Origin of the sequence: Lentzea sp. HUAS12 (assembly GCF_024125735.1) — a bacterium.
Classification (GTDB): domain Bacteria; phylum Actinomycetota; class Actinomycetes; order Mycobacteriales; family Pseudonocardiaceae; genus Lentzea; species Lentzea albida.
Map to the genome: position 1 here is coordinate 3,477,601 of NZ_CP099738.1, position 15,560 is coordinate 3,493,160.

Below are 15,560 nucleotides of genomic sequence, written 5' to 3' on the forward strand. Positions count from 1 at the left end.
AGACCCCAACAACCTACTTCTTCAAACCCGCCTCGATAGCCCGGATGATCGCCGGCCGCAGCTCCGCCGCCGAGATGATCGCGTCGACCGCCCCGACCTCCACCGCACGCTGCACGCTGTGCACCCGGTCGAACTCGGCCGCCATCTCGTTCAGCTTCTCCGTCCGCACCGACTGACGCGTGGAAGCCAGCTCAGCGGTCAACGCCGCCCGCTCAGCCCCGGAAGCCTCCGCCACCGCGGACTCCAGCTTCTTCACCCGCGGGTCGTTGGCCGTACGCCCGTCGACCTCACGAGCGAACACCACGGCCGCGGCAGGCGCCCCACCGATGACCGAGGCGAACGACCCCTCAACCGCGAGCACCGTCATCGACGGGTTCAGCGCCTTCGAGAACACCACGAACGCGCCGCCGTGGTACCGGGAGATCACCGTGAACACGATCGGCCCGCGGAAGTTGACGATCGCCCGCCCGATCTCGGCGCCGTACTCGAGCTGCAGCTCCCGCATCGACTCCGGCGAGCCGTCGAACCCGGACAGGTTCGCCAGCACCACGAGAGGCCTGTTGCCCGAGGCCGCGTTGATGGCGCGGGCCGCCTTCTTCGACGACTTCGGGAACAGCGTGCCGGCGGTGTAGGTGTCCGGGCCGTCGGTGGGCGGGAAGCCGGTGCGGGCGACGCCGCGCGACTCGATGCCCAGCAGGGTCACCGGGATGCCGCCGAGATGGACGTCCTGGACGACGGCCGTGTCGGCGTCGGCCATGCCCGCCCAGCGCTCCAGGACCTCGTGGTCCTGGTCGGACAGCGCCCGCATCACCGTGCGGATGTCGAACGGCTTCTTGCGGTCCGGGTTCGCCTCGACGGAGAAGATCTCGCCGACCGTGGTGAACGGGCTGTCGCCGACCACGTGCGGGAAGACCGACACGTCACGGGAAACCGGGTCGCTCGAAGCAACTCGACGCGGGCCGGACTCACCTGGCGCGATGTAGCTGTGCTCGTAGTGCGCCAGCAGGACGTCGAACGCCGAGCGCAGGTCCGGGGCCCAGTACTGCGCCTGGCCGTTCGGGCCCATGACGCGGTCGTAGCCGCCGATGCCGTAGTTGTCCTCGGCCGACACGCCGCCGGAGAAGTCCAGGGCCTGCTTGCCGGTGAGCACCATCGCCGAGTCCGGCGTCATGACCAGGATGCCCTTGGTGTGCATGAGCATCGTGGCCTCGGCGTTCCAGTACGGCTGGGCGCCGACGTTGATGCCGTTGACGACGACGTTGATCTCGCCACCGTCCTGCGTGAACTCGACGATCCGCTTCAGAGCGGCCGCGACCCAGTCCATGTTCTCGACACCGGAACTCATCGAGATCTTCGCGCCGGACGAGAGCGAGAACCACTCCAGCGGCACGGACAACGACTCGGCCAGGTCGATCGCGTGGATCACCCGCGAGCACTCGGGCTCGGCCAGGGCGCCCAGCGACTTGGTCGGGTCGCCCAGCAGCACCACGCGCTTCATGCCCTCGGGGTACGCCGGGGTCGGGGTGGTCACCACACCGACGACGATGCCCGCCTTGTTGCCGCCGCGCGGGCGGTCGACCGGCACCAGGGAGCCGTCGACGAGGTCGTGCTCCACGAACGAACCGCCGTTGCCGACGAGCATGTCGACCAGCTCGTACGGGTAGATCGTGCCGCGGGACTGCGCGCGCAGGACGTTCTGGCGGTAGTCGTCGAGCGGCTGGATCGGCTCGGTCGGCGGCTGTACGAACGAGAACCGCACGCCCGAGCCCGCGTCGTTCGCGATCCGCACGCCGATGTCGGACAGCTCGCCGGTGACCGGGTCGCGGCGCCGCGCCAGGAACAGGACCTCCTCCAGGTCCAGGCCGGCGGTCGTGGGCAGCACGCGCTGGGCGATCGCGTCCAGGTCCTTCGACCCGAGCTCGGTCGGCGGCCACGCGTAGAGCACCACGCGGTTGGTCGCGAGACGGGTGCGGCCACCGGACTGCGCGCGGGCCCGGCGGATGCCGTCGAGGCAGGTCGCGAGGACGTCCTCGGCGGCGGGCAGGGCCACGATCCGGCCCTCGTCGTCGCGCAACGGCGTCAGGTCGCGGACCTGGCCCAGCGCGACGAGCCGCTCGTCGGACTTGTTCGCCTTGGCCACGGCGCGGAACAGGTACACGTCCTCGTCCACAGAGGACAGACGCGTGAGGTCGAACTCGCGCAGCCGCTCGAGCTGCATGCGTTCGGCGATGCGCGGGTGGAGCCCGCGCACCAGCCTCTCCTCCGCGAACCCGCCGGACGACGGGCGGAACGTGAAGTGGTGGTGCATCGACTCGCCGCGACGGCCCGCCACCGTGGTGGTGATGCGGGTGATCGTCGGCGGCAGCTGGTGCGCGGCGAGGGCGGCGCCGAGACCGGCGGCCATCTCGTCCTGGTCGGTCGGGCCGTCGGCCCAGTTGACGTAGAGGTCCGCGACGACGGCGCTGCCCTCGGCGTGCTTGACGACGTCCCCGATCGCGTCGGTCAGTGACGGGAACTCCACCGCGGTCGAGACGAGACGCGTCTGCTCCGGCTCGTTCTCCGCGAGGAAGAACGCGCCGCTCACGCGCGGGTTCTCCAGCGCCTTCTTGGTGTAGTAGCGGCGGGCGAGCACCTCCAGCAACGGGGTGTTGTCCGCGCCGGGCTTGCCGATGCGCTGCCCGAGCAGGCGCACCAGCGGCTCGGCCGACGCCACCATCGCGACGATCCGCTCCTCGCGGTCCGCCGCGCGCGGGTTCGCGTCGAGGTGGATCAGGTGCCTGCGGACCTCGGTGTGCACGCGGGCGCGGGTGCGGCGCAGCAGCGGCTGCGCGAACCAGGTGAACACGACGCTGCGGGCGAGGTCGGCCACCTGCGGGTAGCGGACCTGCGTCGCGGCGATGATGTGCTCCAGCACCAGGCCGACGCGCACGCGCTCGGACTCGACCGGCGGCGCCTCCTGCACCCACTGGCGCAGCAGGGTCGTCGCCACGGCCGCGTCGAACACGCCGCGGCGCAGCGCCACGAAGATCCGGAAGACGGCCTGCTCCAGCTCCGGCGTGCGGTCGAGCTCGGTGATGCCGTAGTGGCCGATCACGTTCGCGAGCCGGGCGCGGAAGCTCTCCGGCAGCGCCGCGCGGTCCGCGTCGAGCGTCTTCAGGTAGGTGTGGAAGTGCTCGCGCGGGGAGTGGATGTGGTTCTCCGGCTTGGTCTCCTCACCGGCCGGGCGGTTGCGCGAGAGGTCGCTCAGGTCGGCGAAGATGCCGAGCAGCTCGGCCTCCGCGACCAGCGGGCGCTCCTGCAGCTCGAGCCGCGCGCTCATGTAGTTCGACAGCACGCGCGCGGTCTCCAGCGCGGTGGTGTCGAAGCCCAGCAGCAACGCGCGCAGGTCCTCGAGACCGCGGGCGGCGAGCTCCTCCGGCCGGACGTCCGCGGGCGGTTCGGGCAGCTCCAGCTCGACCGACGACTCGGACTTCGCCACCTCGGCGGCACCGGTCTCGTCCTCGACCTCCTCCAGCTTGAGCAGCGCGCCACCAGCGGGCACCTGGGTGCCGACGACGACGTTGAGTTCCTTGAGCCGGGCGCGGAACGGCGCGCGCAGCACCGTCTCCATCTTCATCGCCTCGAGCACGAGCACCGGCGCGCCGGCCTCGACCTCGGCACCGACCGCGAGCGGCGTCGCGACGACCAGCGCGGGCATCGGCGAGCGCAGGACACCGCCCTCGTCCCGGGTGACGCGGTGCGTGACGCCGTCGACCTCGACCTGGTGGACCGGGCCGTGCGTGCCGGTGACGACGCGGAACCGCGTGCCGTTGACGGTGATCTGGCCGACGTGGTGGTCGAACCGCTCGACGTCGACGTCCCCGGTCAGCACGGTCTCGGAGTCCGCGGCGGCCACGCCGACGCGGTACTTCGCGGCACCGACTCGGGCGACGTTGACGACGTACGGCTGGCCGCGCAGCACGAACTCCAGCTTGGCCGCGCCCTCGTGGTTCGTGCGCGGCTGGCCGCCCCGCGACGACGCCAGCAGCTCGGCGCGGTTGATCTGCTCCTCGTCCTCGTAGACCTCGATGGCCGCCGCCGCGAGCGCGATCGCGGAGTGGCGGTGCGAGATCAGGCCGCCGTCGGCGCGGACGCGGTCGATCCACGAGGTGTCGGCCGAGCCGTCGATCACGGCGGGCTCGTCGAGCAGGTCGAGCACGAAGCTCTTGTTGGTCGTGCCGCCCTCGATGATGACGGTCGTCTCGGCCATCGCGCGGCGCAGCTTGCCGAGCGCCTCGTCGCGGTTGCGGCCGTACGCGATGATCTTCGCGATCATCGAGTCGAAGTCGGCGGGGATCTGCGAGCCCTCGGCCACACCGGTGTCGACGCGGATGCCGGGGCCGGCGGGGAGTTCCAGACGAACGATCGTGCCGGGGCAGGGCGCGAAGTCGCGGTCCGGGTCCTCGGCGTTCAGGCGCGCCTCGACGGCGTGGCCCTGCTCGACGGGCTTCTCGCCCTCGAGCCTGCCGCCGCCCGCGACGTGCAGCTGCGCCTTGACCAGGTCGAAGCCCGTGGTGATCTCGGTGATCGGGTGCTCGACCTGCAGGCGGGTGTTGACCTCGAGGAACGCGAAGAGCTTCTCACCGGGGTGGTAGAGGAACTCGACGGTGCACGCGCCGCGGTAGCCCACCGCGTTCGCGAGGCGCTCGGCCGAGGCCTTCAGCTCGTCGACCTGGTGCTGCTCCAGCACGCAGGAGGCCGACTCCTCGATGATCTTCTGGTTGCGCCGCTGCACCGAGCAGTCGCGGACGCCGAGCGCCCACGCCGTGCCCTGGCCGTCGGCGATGACCTGCACCTCGACGTGCCGGGCGCCGGTGACGAGGCGCTCCAGGAACATCACGCCGGAGCCGAACGCGCGCGCGGCCTCCAGGCTGGTGCGCTCGAAGTTCTCCTCCATCTCGGCAGGAGAGGTGATCTTGCGGATGCCCCGGCCGCCACCACCGGCGGTCGCCTTGAGCATCAACGGGTAGGTGACCTCCTCGGCCACCTTCAGGGCGTGCTCGAGGTTCTCGACGGCACCGCGCGACCACGGCGCGACGGGGACGCCGACCTCCTCGGCGATCAGCTTCGAGCCGATCTTGTCCCCGAGCTTGCGCATGGCCTCGGCGGACGGGCCGACGAACGTGACGCCGACCTTCTCGCACAGTTCGGCGAACTCGGGGATCTCGGCGACGAAGCCCCAGCCGACCCACGCGGCGTCGGCTTTCGTCTCGACGAGGGCGGTCTCCAGCACCTGCAGGTTCAGGTACGGACGGTCCGCCGCCAGGCCGAGGTTGTAGGCGAGGTCGGCCTCCCTGACGAAGGGCGCCGACTTGTCGACATCGGTGTACAGGGCAACGGTCTCGATCCGTTCCCCTGACTCGGCGGCGAGCTCACGGACGGCGTGGATCAGCCGCATTGCGGCTTCCCCGCGGTTGACGATCGCTACACGACTGAACAACGACTTGGCTCCTCGCGGACATTACGACCTCAGCGGCACACGCCGCTCAATCGATGTACACACTCTCGTCTACTACCCGGTAGCAAAACCGCTAGATCGGAACGAGTTGAGCAGCGTGCTTTGTATGAAACCAACAAGGCACCAGGTCCTCGGCACAGCCTCACTTGAGCCCGTGTCCCAACTCACCACCGCTCTCGCTGCCCACCTGTGACCATCCGATCACAGCGGCGACAGCGAGCGGTAATGCCGCGGTCACCAGAGCGGAACGGACCGACAGCGCGTCGGCCAGCACGCCCCCTGCCAGCGCGCCGGCCGGTTGCCCGATCCCGAACGTCATCATGCGCCCGACCAGGCCGACCCTCCCCTGAAGATGATCAGGAGTGATCAACTGGCGCACCGTGATGCCGTTGACGACGACCGTTGAGGTCAGGCCCCACAGGGCGACGCCGAGCACGGCGAGCCACCACGCCGGCGCCCCCACCAGCAGGCCCAGCACGCCCACGCCGGCGGTGAGCCCGGTGGCGGCGACGCGGCGGGGCTCGCAGGCGTCGCTGATCGCGGGCATGAGGGCGGTGGCGGCGAACGACCCGGCGGCCAGCGCGCTGAACAGCACACCGACGCGCGGGTCGTCCTGCGGGACGCCGAACCCGCGGAAGGCGTAGACGACGAGGAGCCCGGACACGGCGCCGCCCGCGACCGCCTGACCGAGACCCAGGCCGAGGAAGAGCCGGACTGTGGGTTCCCTCCACAGGAACTCGAGTCCTTCGCGGATGTCCGCCCCGAGGACCGCGCGCGGCGGCCGCGAGGTGGTCATCGGCCGCAGGATCGTCCGCACGAGCGCCGCGGACACGGCGAAGCTCACCGCGTCGAGCGCCAACGTCCCGGCGGGCCCGTGGACCGCGAACAGCACCCCGGCGACCGACGGGGCCGCGATGTGCACAGCGGTGGCCGTGCTCCAGACCGCGCTGTTGGCGCGCACGAGGTTCTCGCTCCCGACGAGCGCGGGCAGGGCCCCGAACGCGGCCGCGTCGAACCAGACACCGACGCTCGCCACCCCGCCCGCCACCAGCATCAGGTGCACCGGCGTCAGCGCGCCGAAGGCGGACGCGACGGGCACGCTGGCCAGCAGACCGGCGCTGACCAGGTCCGTGACGACCATGACCGCGCGCCGGTGCACCCGGTCGGCGAGCGCGCCCGCGACCAGCCCGAACACCAGGTAAGGCGCGGCGGTCAGCGCCGCGAGCGCCGCCGTGTGCGCGGCGCTGCCGGTGAGCGAGTACATCAGGACGGGCAGCGCGACGCCCGACAGCGCGGACCCGGCGTTCGAGATCGCCCTGGCGAGCCAGAACCTCCTGAACTCCCGGTCCTGCCAGAGGGTCACATCAGGACTGCGGAACCCTGATCACGGTCCCCGGGCTGATCACGTTGGGATCCGTGATGACGTGCGGGTTGGCCCGCACCAGCCGCGTGTAGAGGTTGCCGGAGCCGTAGAAGTGCGTGGCGATCGACCACAGCGTGTCGCCGGCCTTGACCACGTACTCCTGGTACACCCGGTAGCCGGGCACGATCCGCGGCCCGTACACCACCGGCACGATCACCTTGTCGAGCTCGGCGCCGTCCTTCGGTGACACCCAGAAGACCTCGACGAAGAGCCGGTCGAGCGCGAACGACGCCCCCGACACGTCGACGCGCACCTGGAACTGGCCGTGGCCGCCGACGCCGTCCCCGGCGCTGAACCCGCCGGTCACCTCATCGTGCCCCTCGTGCACGCGGTACCGGAACCGCGCCTCGAACGCTCCGCCCGCGGTGCCGGCGATGTGCACCTGGCCGCCGACGAGGCCGAGCGGGCGGGGCTGTTGTACGTCGATGGTCATGTCTCCCCCTTCCTCCACCCGTAAGTCGTGAGGGGCGGGGGGTGCGTTGCCGGGGTTCACCCCGGTGGCGCAACGGTGGTGGAGGTCGGAGTCGAACCGACTCTGCACAAAAGCTCCCGTTTTACAGACGGGCGGGGCTCCACAGCCCCCTCTCCACCCTTGTTCGAACACATTTCTTCACCCGCGAATGAACGCTCTGACCTGGCCTTACAGCGGCATGCACCACTTTCCCCGATCTTCGCCCTCCTCGCCAACCATTTGTTTGCGGCATCGCGGGAAACGTCTTTTCACGCCGGAGCGACATCCAGGAGGTGAGGGTCGTGGGGCGCGGCCGTGAGCTCGCCGCGGCGCGGTCGTGGCTCGCGGCGGGGACCGGACGGCTGGTGCTCTGCGGCGGTGAGCCGGGCATCGGCAAGACGCGGCTGGCCCAGGAGCTGGCCGGGCACGCCCTCGCGCTCGGCCGGGAGGTGGTGTGGGGGCACTGCGTCGAGACCGCCGGGGCGCCCGCGTTCTGGCCGTGGCGGCAGGTGCTGAAGGCGGCCGGCGCGGATCCCGACGCCGTGCTCGCGCACGACGCCGAGGTGCCGCAGGACCGGTTCCGGGTGTTCGACGCGGTCACGACGGCGCTGGACCGCGACGGGCTGGTGGTCGTCGTGGAGGACGTCCACTGGGCGGACGAGGCGTCGTTGCTCGTGCTCGCCCACCTGGCCACGCACCTGCGGACCGTGCTGCTGTTCGCGACGTTCCGCGATCCGTGCCCGGCGGTCGCGGACCTCATGCGCTCGGCCGACCGAATCGACCTGCACGGGCTGTCCGCCGACGAGGTCGCGGAGCTCGCCGGAGCGGAGCACGCGGCCACGATCACCGAGCTGACCGGCGGCAACCCCTTGTTCGTCACGGAGATCGCCCGCGCGCTCGAGGACGGCTCCTGGCGTGCGGACCGGCCACCGCGCAGCGTGCGCGACATCGTCGCCGCCCGTCTCGCGAAGCTCTCCCCCGACGCCCGCGAGCTGGTCAAGACCGCCGCGCTGATCGGCCGCGACTTCGACCTCGACCTCGCCGCGAGGGCGTCGGACCTGCCGATCAGTGCCCTGGACGAGGCGGCGACGCTGATCGACGCGACCGGGCACCGGTTCACGCACGCGCTGACCAGGGACGCCGTCGAGGCCTCGCTCTCCCCCGCCGAACGCCGGGTGCTGCACCGCCGGATCGCGGAGGCCATGGCGGGCAGCACGCGCTACGCGGACGTCGCCCGGCATTGGCACGCTTGCGGCGCGGCGGAAGAGGCGCGCGTGTGGACCATCCGCGCGGCTCGGGACGCGGTGACCCGGCTCGCCTACGAGGAAGGCGTGCGCCTGTACCGCGCGGCCGCGGAACTGGGCGACAGCAACGAGGTTCAGGTCGCGCTCGGCAGGGCGGCCTACTTCGCCGGGGACCTGGCGACGTGCGTCCAGGCCGCCCAGCGCGCCGCCGAACTCGCCACGGATCCCGAACAGGTCGCCGAGGCGGCCCTGGTGCTCGAGGCCGCACCCGGCGCGGGCGTCAACGCGGTCGCCACCCCGTTGTGCGACAACGCCCTCCGCCACGACGTCCGCCCGGCGACGCGCGCCCGCCTGCTGGCCCAGCGCAGCCACCTGGCGTTCTACCGCGGCGAGCAGCACCGGCTCGACCGGCTGAGCCGCGAGGCGCTCGCGCTGGCCAGGGGTGACGACAGGGCGCTCGCCGAGGCGTTGCACGCCAGGCAGGAGGCGTGTCCCGGTCCGGCCGGCCGGGCAGAACGCCTTGGGCTCGCCACCGAGATGATCGCGCTCGCCCACCGCACGCACAGCCCGCGCGGAGCGATGTGGGGCTCGCTGTGGCGCGTCCACGCATTGGTCGAGAGCGGCGAGCTCGCCGCGGCGCAGGAGGAACTGCCCGCACTCGAACGGGCCTGCGAGCGCGTCGGCGGCCAGGTCCCGCTGTGGCACCTCGACGTCGTGACGGCCTGCATCGCCCAGGCGCAGGGCCGGTTCGCGGAGGCGAGGGAGACGGGCCGCCGCGCCTACGACCGGATGCGCGTGATCGAGCGCGAACCCGCGTCAGGCGCCTACTTCGCCCTGCAGTGCGGGCTCTCCTGCCACCTCGACGTCTCAGAGGACGGCCTCGTGCTGGCCCGCCACTTCCACGACCCGCCGCCGCGGTTCCGGTTGATGTCGAAGCTCACGCGGGCGTTCCTGCTGCTGCGGGCGGGTTTCCGCGACGAGGCGCTGGAGTTCTACCGCCGCTGCGGCCCGGTCGCCGAGTGGGAGCTGCCCGCGTTCTTCGTGCTGCCCGGTCTGGTCGACGCCGTGCTCGTGACGTCCGGGCTGGGTCTGACCGACGACCTGAGGCAGGTCCTGCCCCGGCTCGCGGGGTTCCGCGGTGAGCACGCGGCCGGCAACGGCGTCGCGTACATGGGCCCGGTGACGCTGGCGCTGGGCCGCGGCCACCTGGCGCTCGGTGAGCACGAGCAGGCCGTCGCCGACCTGACCACCGCGGCCGACGAGGCGTCACGGGCGGGCGCGCCGGCGTTCGCCGCGGAGGCCCGCTGGCACCTCGCGGCCGCCTTGCGCGCACTGGGACGCGACGCCGACGCCGTGCAGCGCGCCGCCGACCGCACGATCCGCGCGCTGGGCATGACGGCGTTCACCACGACCGAGCTGAGCAGCCGCGAGCACGAGGTCGCGGAACTGGTGACCGCGGGCCTGACCAACCGCCAGATCGCGCGGAGGCTGGTGATCTCCGAGCGGACCGCCCAGAACCACGTCCAGCACATCCTCACCAAGCTCGGCTTCCGCACGCGCAGCCAGATCGCGGCGTGGATGAGTACCGCACCGAGTAGTCCGGCGGATGGCTGACCAGCGCGAACTTCCTAGGTTCGAGTCACATCGACCGAGGAGGACACCATGTGGCTCACCATCGCGACCCCGCCCATCCGCTCCCTCGACAAGCTCGACCAGGTGATGGGCGCGGCCGTTCCGGACGGCCTGCGCGCCCGCTACGCCTGCCAGGACGGCGACGAGTTCCGGGTCATCGCCGTCTGGGAGTCGAAGGACCACGCCGACCGGTTCTTCCGCGAGGTCCTGGGGCCGGTCCTCGCCCGCGTGCTCGGCCCGGAGCCGGCCGGCGCGCCCGCGATGACCGGGATGGAGGTGCTGCGGGAGTTCAGTCCGGCCGTCGCCGGGTAGCCAGCCGCATGCGACCAGTTCAAACGGCGTCCTCGGTGATCGGCGCGGCCTTCCTGCTCGTCGGTGTGCTCGGGTTCGTGCCCGGCATCACCACGCACTACGACGAGCTGCGCTTCGCCGGTCACTCGGGAGCCCTCCTGCTCGGCCTCTTCGCCGTGTCCGTCCTGCACAACCTCGTGCACCTGCTGTTCGGCGTGCTCGGCCTGCTCGCCGCGAAGACGCCCCAGTTCGCCCGCATGTTCCTGGTGGCGGGCGGCGGGCTCTACGTGCTGCTGTGGGTCTACGGCTCGGCGATCGGCGAACACGGCGACTCGAACGTCCTGCCGGTCAACACCGCCGACAACTGGCTGCACCTGGGCCTCGGCGCCGGGATGATCCTGCTCGGCGTGATCACGACGGCGGTGGAACGCGCCCGCAGCGACTCGCCGGTCAATTGAGCAGCGCGATGGACAGGTTCAGCGCGCCCGCGAAGCTCACCCACGCCAGGTAGGGCACGAGCAGCACCCCGGCGACGGTGCTGCGCCGCCAGAACACCACGAGCACGGCGGCGACCGCGAGCCACAGCACCACGATCTCGGCGAACGCCACCCAGAACCAGCCGAGCCCGAAGAACAACGGCGTCCACAGCGCGTTCAGGACGAGCTGCCCGCCGAACAACGCCAGCTCACGACGCGTGGCCCCGGCCCGCCACGCCAGCCAGCCGGAGACGGCGATCATCACGTACAGCGTCGTCCACACCGGGCCGAACAGCCACGCGGGCGGCGCCCAGGAGGGCTGCTCCAGCGCCATGTACGTCGATCCGGCCGACACGGAGAACAGCGAGCCCACCACGGCGGTGACCAGCACCGCCCCCGCGAACAGCCCGAGAGCGCGGACGGGGTGGCGTTCCGATACCAGCGTCATGTCCCGGTGGTACCCGTTCAGGACCGAGGCAAAGCACGCACGATCCCCAGCACCGCGGCCCGGCTCGGCTTCTCCCGGCCGGGACCCAGCAGCGTCAGTTCGTCGACCAGGACGGCCTCGCGGATCTGGGCGTCGTGACCGGGCAGCTCGGCGCGCAGCGCCTCCACCAGTCGTGACCGCAGCGCCCGGCCCAGCGGGTCGTCGGACGGCAGCAGCCGCCAGTGCGCTCTCAGGACCCTGGACGCGACGTCCTCACCGCCGACCGCCCAGAGCAGGCGGATCATCCGGTCCGCGAGGCCCATGCGTGCAACAGTGCTGTCCGGCGGTCGCGCTCGCAACCGCCGGACAAGTCAACCGCGCTTACTTCTTCTTGCCGGTGAGCAGCGCCTTGACCTGGTTGCCACGGCGCCGCAGGCCCCACTTCGTCACGCGGATCAGGGCCTCGCGCACGATGTTGCCGCTCATCTTCGACTCGCCGAACTCGCGCTCGAGGAACGTGATCGGCACCTCGCGGACCCGGAAGCCCAGCTCGATCGTCCGCCACAGCAGGTCGATCTGGAAGCAGTAGCCGGCCGACGCGACCGAGGCGAGGTTCAGCTTGCGCAGGGTGTCCGCGCGGAACGCCCGGAAGCCGCCCGTCATGTCGCGCACGTTCGCGCCCAGCGCGAGCCGCGAGTACAGCGAGCCGCCCAGCGACAGGAACTTGCGCTGCGCGGGCCAGTTCACGACCTCGCCGCCCGGCACCCAGCGCGAGCCGAGGACCAGGTCTGCCTTCGGCAGCGCGTCGAGCAGGCGGTGCAGCTGCTCCGGCGCGTGCGAGCCGTCGGCGTCCATCTCGCAGATGACGCCGTAGTTGCGGTCGAGCGCCCACTGGAAGCCCGCGACGTACGCGGCGCCCAGACCGGCCTTCTCGGTGCGGTGCATCACGTGGACCCGGTCGTCCGCGGCCGCCATCTCGTCGGCGAGCTGGCCGGTGCCATCGGGGCTGCCGTCGTCGACCACGAGGACGTGCACGTCCGGCAGCGCCGTGTGCAACCTCTTGACGATCTTCCCGATGTTGTCCCGCTCGTTGTAGGTCGGGATCACCACCAGCACCTGCCCGAGTTCCTGGTCAGGCTGCCGCGCCATTCGAGTCCTTCCGTCGTCGTATGAAGCCCGGCACCAACGCCACAAGACCCGCAGCGGCAATCACCCACTCGGGCCAGGCTCCTAGCCAAGTCGCCAGCGTAGTCTGTGACCGCAGCGGCAGTGTCGCGACCAGGGCACCCGGCTCGAAAAGCCCAGTCTTCCGTGTGACGGAACCGTCAGGTTCGACGATCGCGCTCACCCCGGAGGTGGCGGCCACGACCACGGCGCGCCCGTGCTCCACCGCCCTCACGCGGGACATGGAAAGCTGCTGGTAGGTCATCTCCGTGTAGCCGAACGTGGCGTTGTTCGTCGGGATCGCGATGATCGTCGCGCCGGCCGTCACGGAGTCGCGGACCACTGAGTCGAACGCCACTTCGTAACATGTGTCAATCGCGACCTTCGCAGGCCCCATGACGAAACCCTCCGGGTCCGATCCGGGCTGGAAGACGCCCGCCCGGTCGACCTCGGAGGCGAACAGCCGGAAGAACGACCGCATCGGCATCGTCTCGCCGAACGGCTGCAGCTTGCGCTTCGTGTAGGTGTCCGTCGGCCCCTTCTCCGGGTCCCAGAGCACCACCTGGTTGCGCGGCAGCCCGTCGCCCTTGTCGACCACGACGGCGCCCACCGCGATCGGCGCCTTGATGGACTTCGCGGCCACGTCGATGCGCGCGGCGGCGTCGGGGTTGCGGAACGGGTCGATGTCCGAGGAGTTCTCCGGCCAGATGACGATGTCGGGCTGCCTGACCTGGCCCGACGCGACGTCGGCGGCGAGTTCGACCGTCTTCTTCACGTGGTTGTCGAGCACCGCGCGGCGCTGCGAGTTGAAGTCGAGACCGGCGCGCGGCACGTTGCCCTGGATGGCGGCGACGGTGACGGTCCCGGCGGACGCGTCCACCCCGACGGGCAGCACCAGGCCCACCGCCAGCGGCACGACGACCAGCGGCGCGGCCAGCTTCCAGTTCCTGACCAGCCAGAACAGCCCGAACCCGGTCAGCACGACCGCGAACGTCACCAGCGGCGCCCCGCCCAGCGACGCGAGCGGCAGGAACCACCCCTCCGGCTGGCCGAACGCGATCTTGCCCCAGGTGAAGCCGCCGAACGGGAACACCCCGCGCAGGGCCTCGTCCGCGACCCACAGGCACGCCGCCCACAGCGGCCACCCCGGCACGCGTGACGCGAACGCCATCGCGGCCGTGCCGATCGAGATCATCAGCGCGCACGCGAGCGCCAGCGGCAGCCACGCGATCAGTCCGACGAACTCCCCGGTCCACCGCAGCAGCGGCACCATGAACCCGAGGCCGAACAACAGCCCGTACCCGAAGCCGGCGCGCGCACGCCTGTCGTAGATCACATGAGCCAGCAACGCGAACCCGACCGGGGCCAGGAACCACAGCGGACGCGGCGGAAAGCTCAGGTAGACCAGTACGCCGCCGACGACGGCGAGTGCCGTGCGCAAAAGCACCGGACGGCTCACTTTTCGCCTGCGCGCGGGCAATTCCGGCGATTCCGGCGCGATGGGGGGTGCGACCACCCGATCAGCGTACGAGGCCCAGGAGTACACAGGACGTATGACTTACGTCGATCTTGTGCTGGAACGGCTGTCCACGGACGACGAACGTGAAGCCCTGATCGGCGGCGACACCAGACTCACCCGCGCACAAGCCCGTGACCTGCTGTTCCGGCTCGCCGACGGCCTCGCCCGGCGCGGCATCGGCCCCGGCGACGGCGTGGCGGCGTACGTCGGCAACACCCCCGAGGCGGTCCTGCTGGTCGTCGCCGTCCACCTGCTCGGCGCGCGCCTGGTCTACGTGCCGCCGGAACCGGGCCCCAGCGAACTGAAGGCGCTCATCGAACGCGCCGAGGTCTCCGGCGTCGTCGTCGACCCGGCGTTCAGCACCCGCCTCGACGGCTGGGACCTCGCCGACCTGCCCGGCGACCCGGTCGAACGCACCCCGGCGCCGTCGTTCACCACGGTCATGTACACCGGCGGCACCACCGGCCTGCCGAAGCTCGCGGTGCACCGCGACGACAGCCGCTGGTCGGCGTTCTCGCAGACGCCGCCCATGAACATGCTCTGCAACACCCTCATCACCCACGGCAGCGGCGCGGGCGCGTGCCAGCTCGCCCTGGTCACGGGGTCGAAGCTGGTGCTGGGCCCGTCGACGTTCGACGCGGACACCTTCGTGCGCCTCGCCCGCGACGAGCAGATCACCGCGACGATGTTCGTGCCGCCGATGATGTACGAGGTCCTGGACCACCCCGAGTGCCCGGGCCCGCAGTTCGGCGTCGTCATCGTGGGCGGCTCCCCGCTCGCCCCCAAGCGCCTGCGGCAGGCGATCGAGAAGTGGGGACCGGTCGTCAACCAGGGCTACGGCATGACCGAGGCCAAGGCGATCACGATGATGCCCGCGACGTCGGTCGACCTCTCCCGCCCGGACACGCTGCGCACGGTCGGCAAGCCCAACCCGCTCACGGAGGTCGAGATCCGCGACGGCGACGTGTGGGTGCGCGGCCCGTTCGTGATGGAGGGCTATTGGAACGAACCACCGTTGAGCGAAACGGCGGATGGCTGGTTCAACACCGGCGACATGGGCCATTTGGATTCCGAAGGATTCCTCTATTTGAACGACCGCAGCAAGGACGTCATCGTCACCGGCAGGACTTCTGACAACGTTTACTCGCGTCTGCTCGACGACTTCGTCGTGACGCTTCCCGGAATCCGCGAGGCCGCGGCCGTCGGCAGGCCCGACGAGGCGTTGGGCGAGGTGGTGCACCTGTTCCTGGTCGCGGAAGGACCGGATGTCGATGTCGACAGGATTCGCGATTCGGTCGTGGCCGAACTGGGCGAGCTCTACCAGCCCAGAGGGGTCACGGTTCTGCCGCGACTGCCCCTGACGAAGGTCGGAAAGGTCGACAAGCGCAAGCTCCGTTCCCTCTTTCGGTAAGGTTCGGCACAAACCAGGAGGTGAC

11 protein-coding genes and 1 tRNA gene are annotated in these 15,560 nt (G+C 71.1%); 4 read left to right on the forward strand and 8 right to left on the reverse strand.

The window, feature by feature from the left end:
- Positions 1-13: 13 nt before the first annotated feature.
- The 4 genes from ND450_RS15270 to ND450_RS15285 all read right to left on the reverse strand — a co-directional run bounded on the left by ND450_RS15270 (position 14) and on the right by ND450_RS15285 (position 7,511).
- Entirely contained in the window at positions 14-5,479 is a 5,466-nt protein-coding gene (locus ND450_RS15270; RefSeq protein WP_253326787.1) for a carboxyl transferase domain-containing protein, read from the reverse strand.
- 160 nt (positions 5,480-5,639) lie between these two features.
- Positions 5,640-6,860: an MFS transporter gene (locus tag ND450_RS15275; protein ID WP_253326788.1), complete on the reverse strand. Its 1,221-nt coding sequence runs from the start codon at positions 6,858-6,860 to the stop codon at positions 5,640-5,642.
- Position 6,861: 1 nt separating this feature from the next.
- Positions 6,862-7,353: a LysM peptidoglycan-binding domain-containing protein gene (locus ND450_RS15280; RefSeq protein WP_253326789.1), complete on the reverse strand. Its 492-nt coding sequence runs from the start codon at positions 7,351-7,353 to the stop codon at positions 6,862-6,864.
- A 76-nt stretch (positions 7,354-7,429) separates the two neighbouring features.
- A tRNA-Tyr gene (locus tag ND450_RS15285) sits at positions 7,430-7,511 on the reverse strand.
- Positions 7,512-7,673: 162 nt separating this feature from the next.
- Between ND450_RS15285 and ND450_RS15290 the strand changes: the two genes are divergently transcribed.
- From ND450_RS15290 to ND450_RS15300, 3 genes are read left to right on the forward strand one after another with little or no spacing between them, the layout of a single operon-like run.
- Positions 7,674-10,229 carry an AAA family ATPase gene (locus ND450_RS15290; RefSeq protein ID WP_253326790.1) on the forward strand — a complete coding sequence of 852 codons (2,556 nt, stop codon included), beginning with the start codon at positions 7,674-7,676 and terminating at the stop codon, positions 10,227-10,229.
- A 48-nt stretch (positions 10,230-10,277) separates the two neighbouring features.
- Positions 10,278-10,559, forward strand: coding sequence for a hypothetical protein (locus ND450_RS15295; RefSeq protein WP_253326791.1), 282 nt, complete (start codon positions 10,278-10,280; stop codon positions 10,557-10,559).
- 8 nt (positions 10,560-10,567) lie between these two features.
- Entirely contained in the window at positions 10,568-10,996 is a 429-nt protein-coding gene (locus tag ND450_RS15300) for a DUF4383 domain-containing protein (protein WP_253326792.1), read from the forward strand.
- Here ND450_RS15300 and ND450_RS15305 read toward each other — a convergent pair.
- The 4 genes from ND450_RS15305 to lnt are packed head-to-tail and all read right to left on the reverse strand — an operon-like array spanning position 10,989 to position 14,064.
- Positions 10,989-11,462 (reverse strand): TspO/MBR family protein, encoded by a 474-nt coding sequence (locus ND450_RS15305; RefSeq protein ID WP_253326793.1) that lies wholly within the window; start codon positions 11,460-11,462, stop codon positions 10,989-10,991. The genes ND450_RS15300 and ND450_RS15305 overlap by 8 nt on opposite strands.
- Positions 11,463-11,479: 17 nt before the next feature.
- Positions 11,480-11,764 carry a hypothetical protein gene (locus ND450_RS15310; protein ID WP_089911401.1) on the reverse strand — a complete coding sequence of 95 codons (285 nt, stop codon included), beginning with the start codon at positions 11,762-11,764 and terminating at the stop codon, positions 11,480-11,482.
- Positions 11,765-11,822: 58 nt separating this feature from the next.
- Positions 11,823-12,590 carry a polyprenol monophosphomannose synthase gene (locus tag ND450_RS15315; protein WP_089911405.1) on the reverse strand — a complete coding sequence of 256 codons (768 nt, stop codon included), beginning with the start codon at positions 12,588-12,590 and terminating at the stop codon, positions 11,823-11,825.
- Entirely contained in the window at positions 12,574-14,064 is a 1,491-nt protein-coding gene (gene lnt / locus ND450_RS15320; protein WP_253326794.1) for an apolipoprotein N-acyltransferase, read from the reverse strand. The genes ND450_RS15315 and lnt overlap by 17 nt, the downstream gene beginning before the upstream one ends.
- 94 nt (positions 14,065-14,158) lie before the next feature.
- Between lnt and ND450_RS15325 the strand changes: the two genes are divergently transcribed.
- The gene (locus tag ND450_RS15325; RefSeq protein WP_253326795.1) at positions 14,159-15,535 is read left to right on the forward strand and encodes a class I adenylate-forming enzyme family protein; all 1,377 of its coding nucleotides are present in this window, start codon (positions 14,159-14,161) and stop codon (positions 15,533-15,535) included.
- Positions 15,536-15,560: the final 25 nt, after the last annotated feature.

Coding starts and splice junctions, on each gene's coding strand:
- ND450_RS15280 (WP_253326789.1), bottom strand. CDS start 7,353: ATGACCATCGACGTACAACAGCCCCGCCCGCTCGGCCTCGTCGGCGGC.
- ND450_RS15295 (WP_253326791.1), top strand. CDS start 10,278: ATGTGGCTCACCATCGCGACCCCGCCCATCCGCTCCCTCGACAAGCTC.
- ND450_RS15300 (WP_253326792.1), top strand. CDS start 10,568: ATGCGACCAGTTCAAACGGCGTCCTCGGTGATCGGCGCGGCCTTCCTG.
- ND450_RS15305 (WP_253326793.1), bottom strand. CDS start 11,462: ATGACGCTGGTATCGGAACGCCACCCCGTCCGCGCTCTCGGGCTGTTC.
- ND450_RS15310 (WP_089911401.1), bottom strand. CDS start 11,764: ATGGGCCTCGCGGACCGGATGATCCGCCTGCTCTGGGCGGTCGGCGGT.
- ND450_RS15315 (WP_089911405.1), bottom strand. CDS start 12,590: ATGGCGCGGCAGCCTGACCAGGAACTCGGGCAGGTGCTGGTGGTGATC.
- ND450_RS15325 (WP_253326795.1), top strand. CDS start 14,159: ATGACTTACGTCGATCTTGTGCTGGAACGGCTGTCCACGGACGACGAA.